Annotated in this window: 16 protein-coding genes; 7 read left to right on the top strand and 9 right to left on the bottom strand. The window is 61.1% G+C overall.

Going from position 1 to position 20135, the window contains the following annotated elements:
* Nucleotides 1–19 precede the first annotated feature (19 nt).
* From Q6E04_RS06900 to Q6E04_RS06875, 6 genes are all read left to right on the top strand, one after another.
* Nucleotides 20–1444, top strand: a complete 1425-nt coding sequence (locus Q6E04_RS06900) for an FhaA domain-containing protein (protein ID WP_303250055.1) — start codon at nt 20–22, stop codon at nt 1442–1444.
* Between the two features lie 9 nt (nt 1445–1453).
* Nucleotides 1454–1867, top strand: a complete 414-nt coding sequence (locus Q6E04_RS06895) for an FHA domain-containing protein (RefSeq protein ID WP_123198452.1) — start codon at nt 1454–1456, stop codon at nt 1865–1867.
* 50 nt (nt 1868–1917) lie between these two features.
* Complete coding sequence (locus Q6E04_RS06890) at nt 1918–3111, top strand: Stp1/IreP family PP2C-type Ser/Thr phosphatase (RefSeq protein WP_303250054.1); 1194 nt, start codon at nt 1918–1920, stop codon at nt 3109–3111.
* Complete coding sequence (locus Q6E04_RS06885; RefSeq protein ID WP_303250053.1) at nt 3108–5927, top strand: FtsW/RodA/SpoVE family cell cycle protein; 2820 nt, start codon at nt 3108–3110, stop codon at nt 5925–5927. Before Q6E04_RS06890 ends, Q6E04_RS06885 begins: the two co-directional genes overlap by 4 nt.
* Nucleotides 5928–6023: 96 nt before the next feature.
* On the top strand, nt 6024–8003 hold the full coding sequence (gene pknB, locus Q6E04_RS06880) for a Stk1 family PASTA domain-containing Ser/Thr kinase (protein WP_303250052.1): 1980 nt from the start codon (nt 6024–6026) through the stop codon (nt 8001–8003).
* A 171-nt stretch (nt 8004–8174) separates the two neighbouring features.
* A complete protein-coding gene (locus tag Q6E04_RS06875) occupies nt 8175–9173 on the top strand; it encodes a DMT family transporter (protein WP_303250051.1) in 999 nt (332 codons plus the stop codon).
* Between the two features lie 6 nt (nt 9174–9179).
* Here Q6E04_RS06875 and folB read toward each other — a convergent pair whose 3' ends face one another.
* The 3 genes from folB to folE all read right to left on the bottom strand — a co-directional run bounded on the left by folB (nt 9180) and on the right by folE (nt 10777).
* Nucleotides 9180–9548, bottom strand: a complete 369-nt coding sequence (folB, locus tag Q6E04_RS06870; protein WP_303250050.1) for a dihydroneopterin aldolase — start codon at nt 9546–9548, stop codon at nt 9180–9182.
* A 129-nt stretch (nt 9549–9677) separates the two neighbouring features.
* Nucleotides 9678–10175: an HD domain-containing protein gene (locus Q6E04_RS06865; protein WP_303250049.1), complete on the bottom strand. Its 498-nt coding sequence runs from the start codon at nt 10173–10175 to the stop codon at nt 9678–9680.
* Nucleotides 10176–10222: 47 nt separating this feature from the next.
* Nucleotides 10223–10777 (bottom strand): GTP cyclohydrolase I FolE, encoded by a 555-nt coding sequence (folE, locus tag Q6E04_RS06860; protein WP_123198457.1) that lies wholly within the window; start codon nt 10775–10777, stop codon nt 10223–10225.
* Between the two features lie 500 nt (nt 10778–11277).
* Here folE and Q6E04_RS06855 point away from each other — a divergent pair, with 500 nt between their 5' ends.
* On the top strand, nt 11278–12507 hold the full coding sequence (locus Q6E04_RS06855; protein ID WP_303250048.1) for a deoxyguanosinetriphosphate triphosphohydrolase family protein: 1230 nt from the start codon (nt 11278–11280) through the stop codon (nt 12505–12507).
* Here Q6E04_RS06855 and Q6E04_RS06850 read toward each other — a convergent pair.
* From Q6E04_RS06850 to Q6E04_RS06825, 6 genes are all read right to left on the bottom strand, one after another.
* Entirely contained in the window at nt 12504–14066 is a 1563-nt protein-coding gene (locus Q6E04_RS06850; RefSeq protein ID WP_303250047.1) for a Na+/H+ antiporter NhaC family protein, read from the bottom strand. The genes Q6E04_RS06855 and Q6E04_RS06850 overlap by 4 nt on opposite strands.
* 340 nt (nt 14067–14406) lie before the next feature.
* Nucleotides 14407–15282, bottom strand: a complete 876-nt coding sequence (locus Q6E04_RS06845) for a DmsC/YnfH family molybdoenzyme membrane anchor subunit (RefSeq protein WP_303250046.1) — start codon at nt 15280–15282, stop codon at nt 14407–14409.
* 100 nt (nt 15283–15382) lie between these two features.
* Nucleotides 15383–16012 carry a Tat proofreading chaperone DmsD gene (dmsD, locus tag Q6E04_RS06840; protein WP_303250045.1) on the bottom strand — a complete coding sequence of 210 codons (630 nt, stop codon included), beginning with the start codon at nt 16010–16012 and terminating at the stop codon, nt 15383–15385.
* Nucleotides 16013–16176: 164 nt separating this feature from the next.
* Nucleotides 16177–17034, bottom strand: coding sequence for a DmsC/YnfH family molybdoenzyme membrane anchor subunit (locus tag Q6E04_RS06835; protein WP_303250044.1), 858 nt, complete (start codon nt 17032–17034; stop codon nt 16177–16179).
* A 1-nt stretch (nt 17035) separates the two neighbouring features.
* Nucleotides 17036–17656: a 4Fe-4S dicluster domain-containing protein gene (locus Q6E04_RS06830; protein ID WP_123198463.1), complete on the bottom strand. Its 621-nt coding sequence runs from the start codon at nt 17654–17656 to the stop codon at nt 17036–17038.
* A gap of 31 nt (nt 17657–17687) precedes the next feature.
* Nucleotides 17688–20111 carry a DMSO/selenate family reductase complex A subunit gene (locus tag Q6E04_RS06825; protein WP_303250043.1) on the bottom strand — a complete coding sequence of 808 codons (2424 nt, stop codon included), beginning with the start codon at nt 20109–20111 and terminating at the stop codon, nt 17688–17690.
* Nucleotides 20112–20135: the final 24 nt, after the last annotated feature.

Below are 20135 nucleotides of genomic sequence, written 5' to 3'. Positions count from 1 at the left end.
AGAAAGGCTTGAGTCGACTATGGGATTTTTCTCTAAGTTCGAGGGCAAGATGGAAGACACCTTCGAAGGTGGCGCCGGCAAGATGCAGAAATCGCCCATCTCCCCCGTTCAGATTATGAAAAAAGCCGAAAAGCAGATGCGCCGCGAAAAGGTGGTCAGCGCAGGCAAGCAATTCGCCCCCACGCTCTACACCGTCCTCGTCAATCCCGACGACGACCAGCGCCTGTTCGGATTCTATCCCACGCTGGCCGGTGAATGCGAGACCCGCCTCGCCTCGAGCGCAGCGGGAGAAGGCCTGTCCATGGACGGCCATCCGCTCGTGCGCTTCATCGTCGACGACGGCCTCAAGCACGGCAAGTTCGACGTCATCGCCGAAGTCGTAAGCGCGCCGATCGTGGCGCAGCTGCGTGCCGAGGAAATGCAGCGCTACGGCATGGGCGGCGCCGTCGGCGCGCCCGCTCCCCAGGCGGCCGCATACAACGACCCCGCGATGGCGCGTACGCAGCAGCCCCAGCAGGCTCCGCAATACCGCCCGCAGCCCCCGATGCCCGGCAACGCATACGGCGCGGCGCCCCAGGGCGATTACGGCCAGCAGATTTTCGGCGCCCCCAACGCAGGCGCCTTCCCCGACGTGCAGGAAAAGCCTGCCGCCAAGCCGCCGCTGCCCTACGTTCCCGAAAACGAAATCGACTACTCGATCGACTACGGCGAGTACACCTTCGACAGCAAGAACTTCGAAGACTACCGCGACAAGGCCCCGCAGGACGAAAGCGAAGAGGCCGCCGAGGCGGCTCAGGCCGATGCGCCCGAAAGCGACGCTCGGCCCCAGCATCTTCCCGAGCATGCGCGCCAGACGTCGCCTGCCGCCGAAGCCGGCGTCGAAGCCGCGGGCATGTACGCGCCCCAGGGCTTCGAGGGCCAGCCGCTGCCGAATCCCGCGTTCCCGCAGGGCTACAATCCGCAGGCGCAGGCATACAACCCCTATGCCGCAGGCTACGCACCGCAACCCTATGCCGGCCAGCCCATGCAGCAGCCCTACCCAGGCGCCGCTCCGATGGGCATGCAGCCGCAGGGCGCTCCGGCATACGGCGCCCCCGCCCATACCGTGGCGTTCACCGCAGGAGCCGCGCAAGCCAACCCCGTCCCCAACGGAGCGGCCGTGCGCGCCCGCCTGATCGATGCCAATTCCAACAGGTCCTACGACCTGGCGACCAATCGCATCCTCGTCGGCCGCGAAACCGGCAACGACATCGTGCTCAACGACCTCAACGTCAGCCGTCAGCACGCCCAGCTGGCCTTCGAGCCGCAGGGCGTCTGGGTGATCACCGACCTCGGTTCCACCAACGGGACCTTCGTCAACGGCATGCCCGTCACCAGGCGCGGCCTGGCCGACGGCGACCGCATCACCCTCGGCATGACCGAGTTCGTGTTCTCGATGCGATAGGAGCTTCGCGTGATAGACGTCATCCTGCTTGTCGGACGCCTTGTCTTCGTGGCGCTTTTGTACCTGTTCCTCTTCGCGATCATGAAAACGGGAATCGGACTGGTCAAAGGCCAGCGTAAAAAAGAGAAAAGCTGGGGCCTGTCGGTCGAGCGCGGACCCAAAGAGCTGCGCGGCGTGAAGATGGCCGTCCGTGGCCCCGTCATCGTGGGCCGCGCTCCCGGCGCCGACATCGTCATCGGAGCAGGATACGTGTCCGCCCGCCATGCTCGCTTCAGCCTCATGGGCGCCAATCTATTCGTCGAAGACCTCGGCTCCACCAACGGAACCGCCGTCAACGGACGCCGCATCACCGAGCCCACCGTGCTCAAAAGCAACGACGTGGTCAACGTCGGCGACGTGGCCATTCGCGTGAGGTTCGAGTAGTGGCCGCCGCGAAGCGCAATGGCGCGCGCGGCCGTCACGCCAAAGGAGCCATGCCCTCATACGGCTCGCGTACCGACGTCGGTCTGGTACGCGACCACAACGAAGACAGCCTCGCCGTCAATCCGCCGCTGTATGCGGTGGCCGACGGCATGGGCGGCCACGCCGCAGGCGAAGTGGCCAGCGAAATCGCCATTCAAACGCTCGTCGCCAATGCGCCCGAGACGCCCGACGGCGACGATCTGGCACGCGCCGTGGTGGCGGCGAACCACGCCGTGATCCGCGCGGCGGCCGAAGGCATCGGCCGCAAGGGCATGGGAACCACCATGACCTGCGCCATGCTTTCGGGCAAACGCCTCGTGGTTGCCCAGGTGGGCGACTCGCGCGCCTACCTTCTGCACGAAGGCGGCCTGCAGCGCATCACGCGCGACCATTCGCTCATGGCCGACCTGATCGAAAGCGGCCAGATCACTGTGGAAGAAGCGCGCGTGCATCCGCAGCGCAGCGTGATCACGCGCGCCCTGGGAAGCGACCCTTCCACGCTGCCCGACATCTACGAAATGAACGTCGCCCCGGGCGACCGTCTGCTGCTGTGCTCCGACGGCCTGTCGGGCATGGTGGACGATTCGCTGCTCGAAAGCACGCTCGAACGCGTGAAAGACCCGCAGCGATGCGCGGCCGCGCTCGTCAACGAGGCCATCACCGCAGGCGGCTACGACAACGTGACCGCCGTCGTGGTGGACGTGCCCTCCAACGCGGAGGCCATCATCAAAAAACAGGCGCGCAAGGGCCGTCTGGGGGCCGTCCTGGCCGCCATCGCCTTCGTGCTCGTGCTGGTCGGCGGCATCGCCGGATCGGCGGCCTACCTCGACCACGCCGCATTCCTCGCAGAAAAAGACGGCGTCGTCGCGGTCTATCGCGGCATGCCCGGCGAAGTAGCCGGATTCACATTCTCGCGATTCGACCATGACACAGGGCTTTCGGCCGACGATCTGGAAGGCTTGCCGGCCAATGTGCGCGACAGGCTCGCCGAAGGCATTCGCGTCGATTCCGTCGAGGACGCAGACGCGCTCGTCGAAACCTGGAAGGAGCAGATCGAGGAATACAAGAAGGACACGGCTCCTGCGAGCGAGAAGCTCACAGACGGCAAGACGGACTCGTCCGACGCTTCGAACACGAGCTCGGCAGATGCCGGCGAAAGCGACGGCGCCGCCGATTCCGACGCCGAGGCGGGTGATGCAGCATGACGCGCCGCAATACCGAGCTTCTGCTGCTCTGCCTGGCGGCCCCGTTCGTGGTGCTGCTGTTCTCCATGGTCCTCGTCAACGAAGGCACCCGACTGACCCTCGAAACGCTCGCCGTTCCCGTGGGTCTTTTCGGCGCCTTCGTCGTCGCCCACGTCGGCGTGAGGCTCCTGGCGAAAAACGCCGACCCCGCCATCCTTCCAGTGGTATTCGCCCTATCGGGCATAGGCATCGCGTTCGTCACACGGCTCGCTCCCGATCTGGCAATGCGCCAGGTCATGTGGCTTTTCCTCGGAATAGCCCTCATGGTGGTCGTGCTGGCCGTGGTGAGAAACCTCGATAAGCTGGCCCAATACAAATACACCTTCATGATCGTAGGCATCGTGCTGCTGCTCATGCCCATGCTTCCCGGCATCGGCCAAGAGGTGCTGGGCAGCCGCATTTGGATCAAAGTCGGCTCGTTCAGCTTCCAGCCGGGCGAAATCGCAAAGGTCTGCATCGTCATTTTCCTTGCGTCGTATCTGGCACAGAACCGTGAGATGCTCTCGGTGTTCACCGTGCGCGTAGGCAGGTTCTATCTGCCCGACGTCGCGACGATCGGCCCGCTGCTCATCATGTGGGGCATCTCCTTCGCCATCGCCGTATTCGAAAAAGACCTCGGCAGCGCGCTGGTCTGCTTCGTGCTGTTCCTGACCATGCTCTACGTGGCCAGCGGCAAGAAGATGTTCCTTGTCGTCGGGTTCGGGCTGGCCGCTTTGGGCTGCGTCATCCTGTACGCCGCCTTCGGCCATATCCAGATTCGCGTGAACACCTGGCTCGACCCGTTCTCCGACGCCATGAACACCGGCTACCAGCTCTGCCAGTCGATCTACTCGCTGGCCGACGGCGGCATGCTCGGCGTCGGCGTAGGCAACGGCCTGGCCGAAAACATCCCGGTCGTCGAATCCGACTTCATCTTCGCCGCCATCGCCGAAGAGACCGGCCTGCTCGGCGGCGCCGGCGTATTGCTTTTGTTCCTGTGCCTGGCCATCCGCGGCTTCGCCACGGCTGCACGCGCGAAGAGCGACGTGAGCTCGTTCGTCGCCGTCGGCGTCACCGTGACCATCGTGCTGCAGGCCTTCATCATCGTGGGCGGCGTCACGCGCCTTATCCCGTTGACCGGCCTCACCCTGCCCTTCATCAGCCAAGGCGGATCGTCGCTTCTGGCCAGCTTCATCGGCATCGGCCTGCTGCTGCGCTGCGGCGACGAAGGAACCGGCATCAACTCCGAGGTCAAAGACGGCACCATGCGCATGCGCGCCATCGGCGCCCACGGCTCCCAGCGAGGCGCGGGCGATACCGGCGTATTGGGTCGCGTCGCCCTGGGCCGACGCCTCACATCCGCCATGGTGGCATTCGCACTGCTGTTCGCGCTGCTCGTGGCCAACCTTACCTATATCATGGTGTTCATGGCGGACGAATATCAGAGCTACCCCGGCAACAACCACACGCTGTATAAGGAATCGCGCACCGAACGCGGCTCGATCAGCACCTACGACGGCGTGGTGCTAGCCGAAAGCATCGAACAGGAAAACGGCACCTACGAGCGCACGTATCCGCAGGGAAGCCTTGCCAGCCACGTGGTGGGATACTACTCGGAGCAATACGGCCTGTCCGGCATCGAGCAGTCCATGAACGACACCCTGAAGGGCCAGGAGAACTTCGCAAGCTGGTCCGACGTGGTGAGCTTCCTCGCCGGCGTCAACACGCCCGGCAACGACGTGACGCTCACGCTGAACTCCAAGATCCAGCGCACGGCCGAACAGGTGCTTGAAGGCTACAAAGGCGCCGTGGTGGCGATCGACCCCGAAACGGGCGCGGTGCTCGCAAGCGCAAGCTCGCCCACCTATTCCAACGCCGACGTCGATGCATTGCTCGAAAACGCGGCGGCTGGAAACGACGCTTCGGGCGGAGCGCTCATCAACCGCGCGACCAACGCCCTGTACGCCCCTGGATCCACGTTCAAGCTGGTCACGCTGACTGCACTGATCGAAAACGGACTGGCCACTGAAAACACGCAGGTCGAAGCGCCCGCGTTTGCCGAAATCGGCAATGCGAAGGTGACCAACGCCAATGACGTGGGATACGGAACCATCACGCTCAAACGCGCGACGGAAGTCTCTTCCAACACCGCGTTCGGCGCGCTCGGGGCCGACAAGGTCGGCGCCGATCTGCTGGTCGAGACGGCCGACAAGTTCGGCTTCAACCAGACGGTCGATGGCCTCGACCTGCCGCTCTACACCAGCCTGATGCCGGACCCTGCCGAAATGACCACGTGGGAAACGGCGTGGGCGGCATGCGGACAGCCTGTCGGCCAGCATGAAAGCCCCGCGGGTCCGCAGGCCACCGTCATGCAGATGGCCATGGTGGCATCGGCCATCGCCAACGACGGCGTGCTGGAAACCCCGCATTTCGTTGAGGGCATCTACAATGCCAAGGGCGAGCGCAGCTTCACCGCCTCGCCGAAGGCCTACGGCACCGTCATGAGCAAGCAGACCGCCGAAAGCATCACCGACATGATGCTCGGCGTCGTACAGAACGGCACCGGCCGCGACGCGTCGATCAAGGGGGTCGACGTGGCAGGCAAGACGGGCACCGCCGAGACCAATAAGGAATACAACGACAGCTGGTTCGTGGGCTTCGCGCCGGCGGACAACCCCCGCGTCGTGGTAGCCGTATTGATCGAGGAGGGCGTCCACGGTTCCGACGAGTCGGGTGCGGCGAGCGCACGTGCAAAAAGCGTGATTCAGACCGCGCTCGAGGTGCAAGGTCTGCTGTAGGTGAGGTACGATGACGGTTTAACCGATCGTTCGACGCTTCACGCGCAGCTGTAACGAATACGAAGCAACGAGAGACTGATATAGAGGGAGAGCATCGTGATAGGACGGGTGTTCAACGGACGGTACAAAATCACCGAACGCATAGGCATCGGCGGCATGGCCGAGGTGTACAAGGCGCAAGACCAGGTTCTCGGCCGCACCGTAGCCGTGAAGGTCATGCTGCCCCAATACGCCGCCGACTCCGAATTCACCGCCCGCTTCAAGCAGGAAGCGGCTTCGGCGGCCAACCTGCAGAGCCCCTACATCGTGAACGTCTACGACTGGGGCCAGGATGAGGGCACGTACTTCATCGTCATGGAATACGTGCGCGGAACCGACCTCAAAAGCGCCATCCAACAACGCGGCGCCATCAACCAGCGCAAGGTCGCCGAAATCGGCAGCCAGGTCTGCCAGGCGCTTTCCGTCGCCCACGGCCAGGACATCATGCACCGCGACATCAAGCCGCAAAACATCATGGTGCAGCCCGACGGCAACGTGAAGGTCATGGACTTCGGCATCGCCCGCGCGAAAAACAGCGTGAAGGCGAAGACCTCCAGCGTGCTGGGCACCGCCCACTACATTTCTCCCGAGCAGGCCCAGGGCAAAGAGCTCGACGGCGGAAGCGACATCTACTCGCTCGGCTGCGTGCTCTACGAGGCGGCCACCGGCCAGCTTCCCTTCGACGGCCCCGACGCCGTCAGCGTGGCCATGCGCCAGGTCAACGAGGCGCCGCTGCCGCCGAGCCAAGTCAAGCCCGACATCAGCCCCGACCTCGAGGCCATCATCATGAAGGCCATGGAGAAAAATTCCTACAACCGCTTCCAGACCGCACGCGAGATGAAGCATGCGCTCGACGACTTCCTCATGGGTCGCCCGGTCACGGGCGTCGCAGGCGCCATGTCTTCGGCTCCCACCGCCGTCATGGGCGGCGTTCCTCCGATGACCATCGGCGAACCGGGCGGCACGGCCGTCATGCCGGTCGTCAATCCGTCGAACTCCGGCCCCATGCAGGCGACGTCTTTCCGCATGGACGACGATTCGAAGAAGAAGTCGAACAAGAAGACTATCGGCATCGTGGTCGGCCTGATCGCGGGCATCATCGCCATTGCGGCGATCGCCATGGCGCTGGTCGGCGGAGGCGGCGAAGCCAAGGTTCCCGACGTCATGGGCCAAACGAAAGAATCGGCCGTCAAGGCCATCGAGGCGGCGGGCTATGTGGTCGGCGACGTCACGGAGGAATTCAACGCCGACACCGTCGCAGGACGCGTCTGCGGCCAGGACCCCGGCGCCAACACGGCGCTCGAAAAGGGGCAGAAGGTGAACCTGGTCATTTCGAAGGGCGTCGAGAACGGCTCGATTCCCGACCTGAAGGGCATGACGGCCGAACAGGCGGAGAAGTCGCTCAAGGATGCCGGCTACACGCCGCAATATGCGGGCAACGAAGCGTCCGATGCCGACAAGGATACGGTCTGCAAGCAGAGCCCCGATGCGGGAACGCAAGCCGACAAGGGCACCACGGTGAAGTACTGGATCTCTACCGGCCCCGAAGACATCGAAGTTCCCAACGTCGTGGGCAGCGATCAGGCCAGCGCCAAGAGCACGCTGGAGAAGGCGGGCTTCACTGTCAACGTGTCCACCGGCGAATACAGCGACAAGTACGCCGAGGGACAGGTCATGAGCCAGAACCCCAACGGCGGCAAGCTCGCCAAGGGCGAAACGGTCACCATCACGGTATCCAAGGGCGAAGACCCTGCCAGCAAGGCGATCGACATCCCCAGCGTCGTCGGAATGACCTCCTCCGATGCGCAAAGCACCATCGCCAACCTCGACCTGAGATACAACGTCATCGAGGCGTCGAGCGACCAGCCCAAGGGAACCGTCATCAAGCAGTCCCCCACGAGCGGTCAGGCCAAGAAGGGCGACACGATCACCATCACGGTGTCGAGCGGCCCCGCATCGAACCCAAGCGATAACGGCCAGGGCAACGGAAATTCCGGCAACGGCAGCGGCGGCGGCAACGAAGAAAAAGACGACTAGCGAAGAAGGCCTCGGGCGCGACCCGAGGCCTTCTTGCGTTCCGGACGCGATAGCGGCGCCGATGCAGCTCCTTGCGGCTCGCGCCGATGACGGGCGACCGCAGTTCCGCCCACCGCCGCGACCGCCTTCGACCCCATAGACGAACGCGGCCGCGTCGGATACGATAGCGCCATGAGCGAACTCAGGACGACACCCCCGGCTTCCGGCCGTTCTCGCCATCGCGCAGGACGCATGGCCCTGCCGCCATGGTCGTACAAGGCCATGCTCGTGCTCGCCGCCGCCATCTGGGGGCTTGGCACCGTAGTCGTCAAGGATACCGTGAACGCGCTGCCGCCCTTATGGCTCGTGGGCATCCGGTTCTTCTTCTCGGGAGTCATCCTGTTCGCCGTCTGTTTCAACACCATACGCACGCATATCGACCGCGAAAGCCTGATCGCCGGCGTGTTTCTCGGTATTTTCCTAGTGGCGTCCTACGCCTGCAACACGGCAGGCCTCACCGACACCACCGCGGCGAAAAGCTCGTTCCTCACAAGCATCTACTGCGCGTTCGTTCCATTTTTCGCCTGGGCCGTTTCACGCATCCGGCCCACACGCTACAACATGGCCGCCGTCGTGCTTTGCGTGGCGGGCGTCGGCTTCGTCTCGTTCTCGGAAGGGTTCGAAACGATGTCGCTGGGATTCGGCGAAATCATCACTATCGTATCCGCTGCGTTTCTTGCTCTGCATATCGCGTTCACGGCAAAACTCTCCGACGGGCGCGATGCCTTAACGCTCACGGTGGTCCAGTTCATGGTGGCGGGAATCATCGGATGCGCCGCCGGATTCTTCATCGAGGGCATGCCCGACTGGAGCGTCCTCGGCGAACCAGGCGTTTTCGGGAACGTGGCATACATCGTCGTCTTCGCATCGTGCCTGGCTCTTTCGCTGCAAAACGTCGGCGTAGCGCACGTGGCGCCCGCACCCGCGGCGCTCTTCCTTGCCACCGAAAGCGTGTTCGGCGTGATCTTCTCGGTCGCCTTCCTCGGCGAAACCGTCACCGCTTTGATGACAGTCGGATTCGTCCTCATAGGCGCAGGCATCGTGGTTAGCGAGGCACTGCCCGTCAAAAAGCAACGCATCGACGCCAACGAAGTGGCCAGAGAAGAGCTGCGCGTCTCCGAAGAAGGCTAGGCGGCGTTATCGCATGGCACGAGAGCGATCGACTGCGATGCCCGCGTAATCGAGCGGGAGACCGATCGGCGCCCACGGCTTCTTGATCGTCAGCTCCACGCGCTCGAGCGTGGGAAAAGCGGCGAACAGCTCGTCGACGATGCCCTGGGCAAGGCGTTCCAGCAGCTTATGGGTGGTACTGCGCGCGTAGACATCGATCAGACGACACGCCGCCCCGTAATCGATCGAATCCTCGAGCGCGTCGCTCTTCCCCGCATCGCGCAGGTCGGCATGCAGCACGGCCGATATGACGAAACGCTGGCCGAGCACGTTTTCTTCGGGAAACACGCCGTGGTTCGCGTGGACCTGCAGATTCTCGATAATGATCCTATCCATGGCATTCCCCTTTTCCGCACCCGCGCAATGCGAGCACACAGGAGCCGCGTCACGCGATGCGGCCCGATTCGAATACGAAGACGCCGCCGACGCGAACGACGGCGGCGTATGGAAAGCGCGGATGCGCGGCTACACGCCCACGCCAGCATTCATTTTTTCAACAGACCACGAACAGCCTTCGCGCGCGGGACATTCGTAGCAGGCACGCGACGCCTTATCGGCTTCGCACAGCAAGGCGCCGAGCGCAGGGGCCTCGGGCGACGGCCGACGATGCTCGCGCACGGCCCGCACGATCGCATCCTGCTCCTCGGACGAAAAATCACCCGTGTCGGCCAGAATGCCCCGCGCAATCTCGGCGCCGAGCGCGTCGTGCGGAGCGCCCGTTTCATATTGCTTCCCCTTGCCCACATCGTGCAAAAGAGCCGCCGCATACACGATTTCGCGCGAAAAGCCCAGACCGCGTTCGAGATTCAGAATATAGGCCACGCGCGCCACATCCAGCAGATGCGCCATGCCGTGGCGGCAGAACTCGCGATCGGCCTCAAGCTCGGAAAGGCGGGACAGGCGCTTGCGGTATTCCGGATGCAAACGGATGCGTTCGATGACGGGCATCGCAGGAAAACCCACGATCGGCTCCTTTCAAGCAAAACGGCGCAGACGCGCCGCGGCGCGAATTAACGAACCATGCGGAAGAAATCGTCGACCAGGCGCTCATCCTGGGCGAACAGGCCGCGCTTAGCCAACGTGACCGTCTGGCTGCCGGGCTTGCGCACGCCGCGCATGGACATGCACATATGCTCGGCCTGCACCATGACGATCGCGCCCTTAGCGTGCAAGTCGTCCATAAGAGCGTCGGCCACCTGGGCCGTCAGGCGCTCTTGCAGCTGCAGGCGTCGCGCGAACACCTCGACGGTGCGCGCGAGCTTGGAAAGGCCCGTGACCTCGCCGTCGGGGATGTAGGCGACATGCGCCGTGCCGAAAAACGGCAGCAGATGATGCTCGCACAGCGAATAGAAACGAATATCGCGCTCGACGACCATCTCGCTGCCGTCGACATGAAACGTCGTGCTCAGATGTTCGGCGGCGTTCTCGTCATAACCGCCGCACACTTCTTCGTACATGCGAGCCACACGCGCGGGCGTCTCGACCAGACCTTCGCGCGAAGGGTCTTCGCCGATAGCCTCGAGCAGCATGGCAACGGCCTGCTGCGCTTTCTGGTGATCGACCATTGAAACCGTACCTCGTCTTTATCTTGCGGGCCGCAACGCGGCCGGGAATAGTAAGGGGTTCATTATAGGCCACCTGCACTGACGCCGCAGGCCAATATGGAATGCTTCGCCCGGCCGCCACAGTTGCGGCGCTCGAAACCGACCCTAATCAAGCAAAAAAGAAAGAGCCGCGTCATCAGGCGCGACTCTCAGGGAGAATGCCCTGAGAGCTCGTCAGACAGCAAGAGAGAGGAGAAGCCGCTCGCGATCTTCTTCAAGGCGATTGCGTTACTGTACTACTACCGCACACTAAAGTGAAGGGGTGCAAAGCCCCGATATGCCGCGTTTTTCGCATAGTCGCGCGCATTCATGCGAACGGCCGCGGCTGACGGCGCGCATGGTCAGATGAGCGGCGCCCCCATGCCTCTTTCGCGCAGGGAGGCGCAGGCGGGCGACGCACCCCTTATACTGACGGAATGACCGACCGGCCCTCTCCGCCGTGACCGAAGGAGGCGGAACCTGTGACGTACCGCAATTTCAGCAAAGACTTCATCGAGCAGTTCGAAGCCGACCGCGCCGCGGGGCGCACCAATCCGTATCGCACCGACGACGCAGACGCCGTCAGGCGCAACCCCGCCCGCGACATGTCGCCACGGCTGCATCGACCGCCCTTCGTGCGCGATATCGACAAGATTCTCAACGTGGCGCCCTACAACCGCTACGCAGGCAAGACCCAGGTGTTCAGCTTCGTACGCAACGACGACATCAGCCGCCGCGGACTTCACGTGCAACTCGTCGCGCGCACGGCCCGCACGATCGCGCGGATGCTCGGCCTGAACGAAGACCTGACCGAGGCCATCGCGCTCGGCCACGACCTGGGACACACCCCTTTCGGCCATGCGGGAGAACGCATTCTGAACAACCTGTACCACGCCGACACGGGGCGTTTCTTCAACCACAACGTGCATTCCGTGCGCGTGCTCGACACGCTCTACGCACGCAACGTCACGCTGCAGACGCTCGACGGCATCCTGTGCCACAACGGGGAAAGCAGCCAGCAGGAATTCCTGCGCGACGAGACGCACGATTTCGAAACGTTCGACGAACTGGCGGAGGCATGCTCGATCGACCAGAGCGTCATAGCGACGCTGCGGCCGTCCACGCTCGAGGGCTGCGTCGTGCGTATTTCCGATATGATCGCCTACGTGGGCAAAGACCGCCAAGATGCCGTGGGCGTCGGCTCGCTCGCCGACGACGGAGTGTTTTCCGACGGCGCGGTCGGAACGCAGAACGCCGAAATCATCAACAACCTGACCGTCGACATCGTCGAGCACAGCTACATGCGCGACCGCATCGCCATGAGCGAAGAGGCCTTCTGCAGTCTGAAAACGGCAAAGGCGGAAAACTACGAGCGCATCTACCTGGCCGACGAGCAAGGCGACGTCTACAAGGAACAGATCGAGCCCATGTTCGCCGAACTCTACGAGACCATCCTCGCCGACCTGGCGGCAGGCGACGAAAACGCGCCCGTCTACAAGCACTTCATCGAGAAGATCGAAGGCCAGCGCCGCCTCTACGACGAAAGCGCGCCCTACCGCGATGAAGAGCCGCATCGCATCGCGGTGGACTACCTGGCCGGCATGACCGACGAATACTTCCTGGCGGCGCATCGCTTCATGTGCCCGCACAGCACGCACGACGTGGAATTCCGCGATTACTTCCACGACATGCGGTGCAGCGCCGACGCCTAGCGCGCGGCGGACGTCTCTTTCGCCATGTCGCGCTTGGCGAGCACCGTGAACGTCGTGACGGAAAGCACGATAGTGAGCGCCAGGCCGGCCCAGGGCGTATGCAGGTAACCCGTCAGCAGGTACGCGATCAGACCCGCCACGAACACGATGGTCGCGTAGGGCGTCTGCGTGGACACGTGGTCGAGCAGATCGCACTTCGCGCTCGTCGACGACAGGATGGTGGTATCGGATATCGGAGAGATATGGTCGCCGTACACCGAGCCGCCCAGCGTAGCGCCGACCGCTACCAAGAACAGCGGGTCAGACGGATCGAAAACGCCCGACACGATAGGCAGGACTAGCGCGATGGTGCCCCAGCTCGTGCCCATAGAAAAGCCGATGAACGACGAGACGGCGAAGATAATCGCAGGCAGCAGCTCCATGCCGACGCCAAGGCCATTCAGCATATCGCTGACGAAGGGGCCCGTACCGATCATATAACGGCACACACCGCCCAGCGACCAGGCCAAAACCAGGATCATGATGGCGGAAACCATAGACTTCAAGCCCTCGGACATGCCGTCCATGTAGCCCGAAAGCGTAGTCAGGCCGCGCGGCAGATACATGGCCGCGGCGACGACCAAGGCGACGGCGGCGCCGATGCACAGGCCCGCGATCGGATCGGCTCCGACAGCCGTGGCGAAATCGACGCCCTCGAAAAACCCGCCGCGATACAGCATACCGACCACGGAGAATACGATCAACGTGGCGATGGGGATGACCAAATCGAGCACGGTGCCTTTGTCAGACACGCGCATGCCGTCGAATTCAACCTGTTCAGGAGCATCTTCGACGGTCTCTTTATGCGGATGCGGATCGAGCAGGCCGGCGTTTCGGGCACGGCGCTCGGCTACGAGCATGGGGCCGAAGTCCATGTTCGACGCGCAGACGTAGAACACGAACACGATCGTGGCCAGGGCGTAGAAGTTGTACGGGATGGACTCGACGAACGTGCTGAAGCCGTTTTCGCCCAGGTAGCCGCCCACGGCCACCGCCCAGCTCGACACCGGGGCGATGATGCACACAGGAGCTGCCGAGGAGTCGATGATCCACGCCAACTTCTCGTGGCTCACGCGGAAACGGTCGGTCACGGGGCGCATCACGGCGCCCACCGTCATGCAGTTGAAGTAGTCGTCGATGAATACCATCAGGCCGAGCAGCGCGGTGAGAATCTTGGCCAAACGCGCGTTCTTCACGTGGCTCGTCACCCATTCGCCGTATGCGCGCGACCCGCCGGCAAGAGCGACCAGCACCACCAGCGCGCCGAGCAGCGCCAAAAACAGCAACAACGACGAATTCGCTGAAATCTGCGCCGCCATCATCTGCGGCACCATCGTGAACGCCTGGATCAGCTGGTCGATGCCAGAACCCGTTCCGACGAACGTATAGATAACCATGCCGACGAAAATGCCGATCGTCAGCGAGGAGTACACTTCTTTCGTGATCAGCGCGAGCGCGAGCGCCAGAAGAGGCGGCACGATAGACCATGCGCCTGCATCGATCGACCCGAATGCTTCCATCGGTTTCCCCTCGTTGTGTTTATTCACGAACTTGCAAGTATACCCCCGAGGGGCGAAACCTCAAAAACAAGCAGTATGCGTCCACAAAAACAAGAGCGGTCTTGCAAACGGCGTATGAAGTTTCACGAACGGCCGGCGACGACCAAAAGCCGCGCTTCCACGATAAGAGCGGAGGCCCTTAAGGCTGGCGGCACGAGAATCGACACCGACGCCGGCAACCGTCGGGCGCTGCATGCAGCGACGAAGACAAGCATGCGCAGCCTCATTAGCGGCGCCGAGCGCCAAGCCGCCACCATCCCTTACGCCGATGCCAGAACCTCGCTTGCAACACCACAAGAAATCAAATACCCATGCCATAGGTCATATGCATCATATAAAAACCGAACCGCACAACGAAAAGACCCGCAAAAAACAAGACGCAACAAGCACCGAGCTTCGATGCGCTCGGCAGCTTGCCTCCGCGCATCGCGGCAGCAACAAATAGCACGGCAGCAATTCCCGCCATGCCGTATAGAACCACCATCGCGGGGTACCACGGCACCAAGCTCGCCGCGGTCCCATATCCGTTCCAAATATTGAAAAGATCGACACTTTGCGCCGCCAAGACCGATAGGTTCGCGGCCAAAGCAGCAAACGAAACAGCCAGCAATACCTTGCTCGCAAGCCTATGCAAACAGACAGCGCGAGCGACACGCAGCGAAGCCATACCGAGCAGCGGCCCTCCCGCAAACGCCGAAAGCCACACATTCGCGGGAACGAACGGAGTGCTCCACGTGACTATAGTAGGGGCGTCATAGGCACGGGCAATAGCCCCCACGCACACCGCTCCAGTCACGATGATGAAAACACACCAGGCCTTTTGGGCGGTCACATACTGCTTCTCAGTAAAGCAAAATAGCCAGTACAATCCGCACGAGGCCAGAAAAAGCACGGCCGCAAACACTTCGTTCGACAATGGAGACCGCCCCACCCCGAGAAACACATACAACGCGTTCGCGGGACTCCCGAGATGCGTAGCAGACGCCACCAATCCCACCATAGTAATGACCAGAGGAACGCACAAGCCACGGTTGATGCGAATCCTTTCGGCGGCGCCGAGGGGAGAGAACACTAAAACTCCCGCCATTATCGCGCAGGCCACAATGCCCGAAGGGGCCAACGTAGTAAACAAAACAAGCGTTATCTCCCCTAACGCCGTTTCGAATCCAAGCGGCATACCCACCTCCCGTCTTCATGCCATCGACGCTGAATCGCACGTCGAAAACGAAGCTTTAGCATATAAAAAGAACGCGCCAGAGCGCGCTCTTAAAATAACACTAGCGATAAAAACGCGGCTCGACAGGATGCAGGTCCATAGCCTCCCCCAGGCCCTCAAGCGTCAACTTGGCCAATCCCGCAATCCCGCGATAGAACGGATGGCAGGAAGCCTTCTCGAGCTGGTCAAGCATATGGGAAGACCAAGGCAAAAGATGTTCTTGAAGAAACTCGCCCATCAGCCCGGGCCTGTTACCAGCAAGCCACGCAGCCAAAAGCAACATGAGTCCGATATGGTCTTCGGGAGTCTTCTCGTCACCCAAACGAGCAATGCCCGAAGAACGCATCCACGAGCGTAAGGCGAGCGTCGCCTCCCCAAATACCACGCACTCTCGATCGGTGTAGACCGAACCCCACGGCGGCGCGGGCATGGGGCCGGGCCCCACAAACAAGCGGCGATACTCCCATACAAGGGCGTCTTCCACACCCCGCGCCGATCCTTCACGCATAAGCGACAAGCAATCGCGCGCCTTGTCGCGGCTCACAAACGGCCACTCTCTCGCAACAACGGCCTCATCAATGCCCGCATAGGCAGCAAAGGCGACATCCATTCCATCGGCGCTCGGATCGGTTACAAAAAACGGACCCAAAGCCCCGCATGCAATTGCGGCTTCGCCATATCTATCGAACATAAGCGTCCTTTCCCTGAAGCAGACGGCGCGCTACGCAAAACGCAAAAACCGCCTGCGCAAGCTCGCGAAAAGAAATGCAAGAAACCGGGGCGCAACGTCGTCGCATCGAAATCAAGCAGGGCGCGCGGCCATAAGCCGCTCGCCCTGCCAGCCTATTTCGGCTCTTACAAACCTATGGACATCTGCATAGCGTAAAAGGCGAAACGCACCAAAAACGTACCGACAAGCGCAACAGCCGAGCCGACGGCGGCCGGAGCCAAAGTCCTCTTACCAAAGCAGACCACACCCAAGCACGCAACAGCGACGACCCCGCAAAGACCCGCGCCACACAGATACGGCACGACAGGCTCAGCCAACGTGGCACCCGCAACAGCGGGGCTCCACAGCTCTCCCAACATGTCAACATGACCGACAAGAGCAACGGCAGCTGCGACAAAACCCGAAAAACCGAGAATGAACGCGAGAGATTTCACCATATGCGCAGCACGGCCATCGATGGCGCCGGCCAACGCAAGAACGAAAAGGCCGATAAGCGTACCGCCGAAAAGAGCCATGCCCAACATCTCAAGAGGGACGAGAGGGGAATTCCACGAAGGAATAGTGGGCATCATATAGGCCAAACCTGTAAACACCACGAAAATCAAAGCGAGCACCGCAACGACCAAGGAAAAAGGCTTGCGAACCGACAGAGAGAGCTTGCCGAACATTCCGAGAAGAACATAGACAGCCATGGCCGCAAAGAACACCATGCCAACCGCAATTTCATTGGAAAGAGGAGAGTGCCCGATGCCCATGAAAACACTCGGAGCATGAAGGGGCGAAGCGAGGTGGAAGAAAGAGGCGACAAAGCCGGCTGCCACTGCTCCAGCAGGAATCAGCGACAAACGGTCGATAGCTTTAAGCTGCCCGACCTCCAACTTGAGGGAACAAACAGCAATGGCCAGCACGACGAAAGCGCCTGCGCCCAACGGTGCCAGCGTCGTGAAGATCGCCAAAGGCAGTTCATTCAAAGCGGTTTCCATATTAGAGCACCTCCAAGGGATTCACGATTTTACCCGCACGGCTATCGGAAGGCTGGGCATCAGCACACGCCTTTACAAACAAATTCGGATAAGTAAGCGACGCATCGGGCAAAGGCGCAATGCTCGCGCGCTCCCCGAGCTTGCCCATCTCCTCAACGGGACCAAACGCCAGAGCACGCGCAGGGCACGCCTCCACGCAAACGGGAGACTCTCCCGCAGAAAGGCGTTCGGCGCATCCATCGCACTTAACCGAATGGCCCTTCTCACGATCGACCTTCGGCGAGTTATACGGACACGCCATGTGGCAATATCCGCAACCGATGCACTTCCCCTCGTCCACGCTCACAAGACCGCTCTGGTCGTCCTTATGCATTGCGCCCGTAGGGCAGACTTGCATGCATGCGGGGCTGTCGCAATGATTGCAAGAAATGGAAACCGGGTAGCTGAAGCATGTGGTCCTGATGCATCCATCGGCATCGCGAACAGTTTCGCCGCCGGCGCATTCGTAGACCTTGCGATACGCCGAATCGGCATCGAGATCTTTGTAGTCCTTGCAAGCGAACTCGCAGGTCTTACAGCCAGTGCAGCGCGTCGCGTCGAAATGAAACGCATACTGAGTCATATCTCATTCCTCTCTTCGTCACACGGCCCGCTTATGCGGAAACCTTCTCGACCTGACAAATATTGGTGTGCTGCGGGTTGCCCTTAGACAGAGGAGACGGACGCTGGGTAGTCAGCGTGTTGATGCTGCCTCCCCTATCAACCCGTTCGGGATCGCTGTACATATCGGCCATATGCCAGGCTCCCTGAGACACCGCCACGGTTCCAGGAACAACGCGCGACGTAACTTTCGCCAAAAGCTCGATGATGCCGAACTGGTTTTTAACGCGAATCGTATCGCCCTGCTCAATGCCGCGCTCCTGCGCATCCAGGGGATTGATCCAAGCCTCCTGAGGGTTGACTTCCTTGAGGTCCTCGATGAAGCCCCAAGAAGAGTGAATACGACCGCGGTAGTGGAAGCCCGTCAAAACCAGAGGGAACTCATCGGTAGTCGACTCAACGCCGTACCATTCGGGGATATACACGGGAAGAGGAGGAAGGGTGCTCATCCCCTTCAAAGTATCGCCATCCTGAAGCTCCCAGCCCTCGGTAAACTGCAGCAGCTTTTCCGAAAAGATTTCGATTTTTCCCGAAGGAGTATCGAGAGCGTTGGCAACGGGGTCGGCACGAAACTTCTCCATCGAAATGAAAGGTGCCTTTTTCTCGACATAAACACCTTGCTCAACGGCTTCTTCCCAGGTCGGGAGAGCGGGATTCTTCTCGCGAGTGCCTTCGTAAATTTCGCGAATCCACTCTTCCTCGGTTTTGCCCTCGGTGAATTCTTCTTTCACGCCCAGCTTCTCGGCCATCATAGAGGCCATCTCGTAAGCGGTCTTGCGCTCGAACTTCGGAGACGTGCACGGCTGACCGGTAATCATGTAGCCATGGTCTGAACCGGTCGCGATCTGCGAAACCTGCTCGAAACGGAACAAGTCAGGCAAGATAATGTCGCAATACTTCAGCGAGTCGCACATCACGGTATCAATGCCCAGAATAAACTCGCACTTGCTCTCATCGGCCAGAATATCGTGGGCCTTGTTAATATCGGAATGCTGATTGGTCAAGCAATTGCCTGCATAATTGATCATGTACTTAATGCCGACTTCAAGCTTATCTCCCCCCTTAACGCCGGCGTTTTTCGCCGTCATTTCGGGGCCATGGTCGATAGCGTCGGTAAACAAGAAACACGGAATGCTCTTCTTCACGGGGTTCTCGCCCGCAGACAGCTTGCCCAGAGAACACGATTGGATGGCCTCGCGTGTGCCGTTGCTGGTTCCAGGAAGGCCGATTTGGCCGACAAGACACGGCAATGCCATGATGGCCCAGGCAGTCCATTCGCCGTTGGAACGACGTTGAGGACCCCATCCCTGATTGACATACAGAGGCTTAGTAGTGCCGATTTCGCGAGCGATCTTCTCAATAGTCTCTGCGGGAATGCCCGTGATTTTCGACGCCCACGAAGGGGTCTTTTCAACCATGTCATAACCGAAGCCCATGATGTAGTCGTAGTAAGACATATTCATGCCTTTGTACGCCTCCGGCATGGTCTCTTCGTCATAGCCCACGCAATAGGTATGCAGGAAGTCGAGATCGACCATGTCATTCTCGATAAGGTAGTGCGCAACGCCGGCAACAAACGCAGCATCGGTGCCGGGATTGATCGGCAGCCACGTCTCAGAATGCCCCATGACCGAATCGTTCATGCGGGGATCGATGATATAGATTTTCGCATTGGTTTTTTCGCGCAAGCGAACCCAGTCGTAATGCGTGGTCAAACCACCCTGACGGGTCTCCGTGGGGCTCGAACCGAAAATCAAGATAAGCTCGGCATCTTCTGCAGCGCTGAGCGTAGAACCGCCCGCCTGCTTATTGCCATACATATACGGAGTGATGCAAGAAATTTGAGCCGTAGAGTAGCTATTGTAGAAATTCAAATAGCCGCCCACAAGATTGAGCATTCGGTTAAACGGACGAGAAGTAGAGGCCGAGACGCCCGTAGCATACGGAACGAAAACCGCCTCGTTTCCGTACGTGCCAATGACCTCCTTCAGCTTCGATGCGGCCGTGTCGATCGCCTCATCCCAACTAATGCGCTCGAATTTTCCTTCGCCGCGCTTGCCGACGCGCTTCATGGGATAGCTCAGGCGATCAGGGTGAGCAAGCCAACGACGATAAGTGCGGCCGCGCAGACATGCGCGCGGCTGAAGGTCATCGAAACCGGCGTCTTTGCTCGTAAAGGTATCGACCCAAACGACCTCGTCATCCTTCACGTGAAAACGAAGAGAACAACGCCCAGGACAATTGATGGCACAATGGCCCCAGGTCGTCGTCTCCTGCCCGTCGGCGAAAGCGACAGGCGCAGTGCCGAACATGGCATCGGCGCTTGCAGCGCCGCCGGCGGCCGCAGCCAGAGCGCCAAGAGCGCCTGTCGTCTTCAGGAACGAACGACGACTCACGGCATGCGTGTTCGTGGACATGTTTCCCCCTTTTTTTGAAATACC

The organism is uncultured Slackia sp. (assembly GCF_959608125.1).
In the GTDB taxonomy this organism is placed as follows: domain Bacteria; phylum Actinomycetota; class Coriobacteriia; order Coriobacteriales; family Eggerthellaceae; genus Slackia.
The sequence above is the reverse complement of the archived record's forward strand: the minus strand, read 5'-3'. Positions and strand labels throughout refer to the sequence as shown.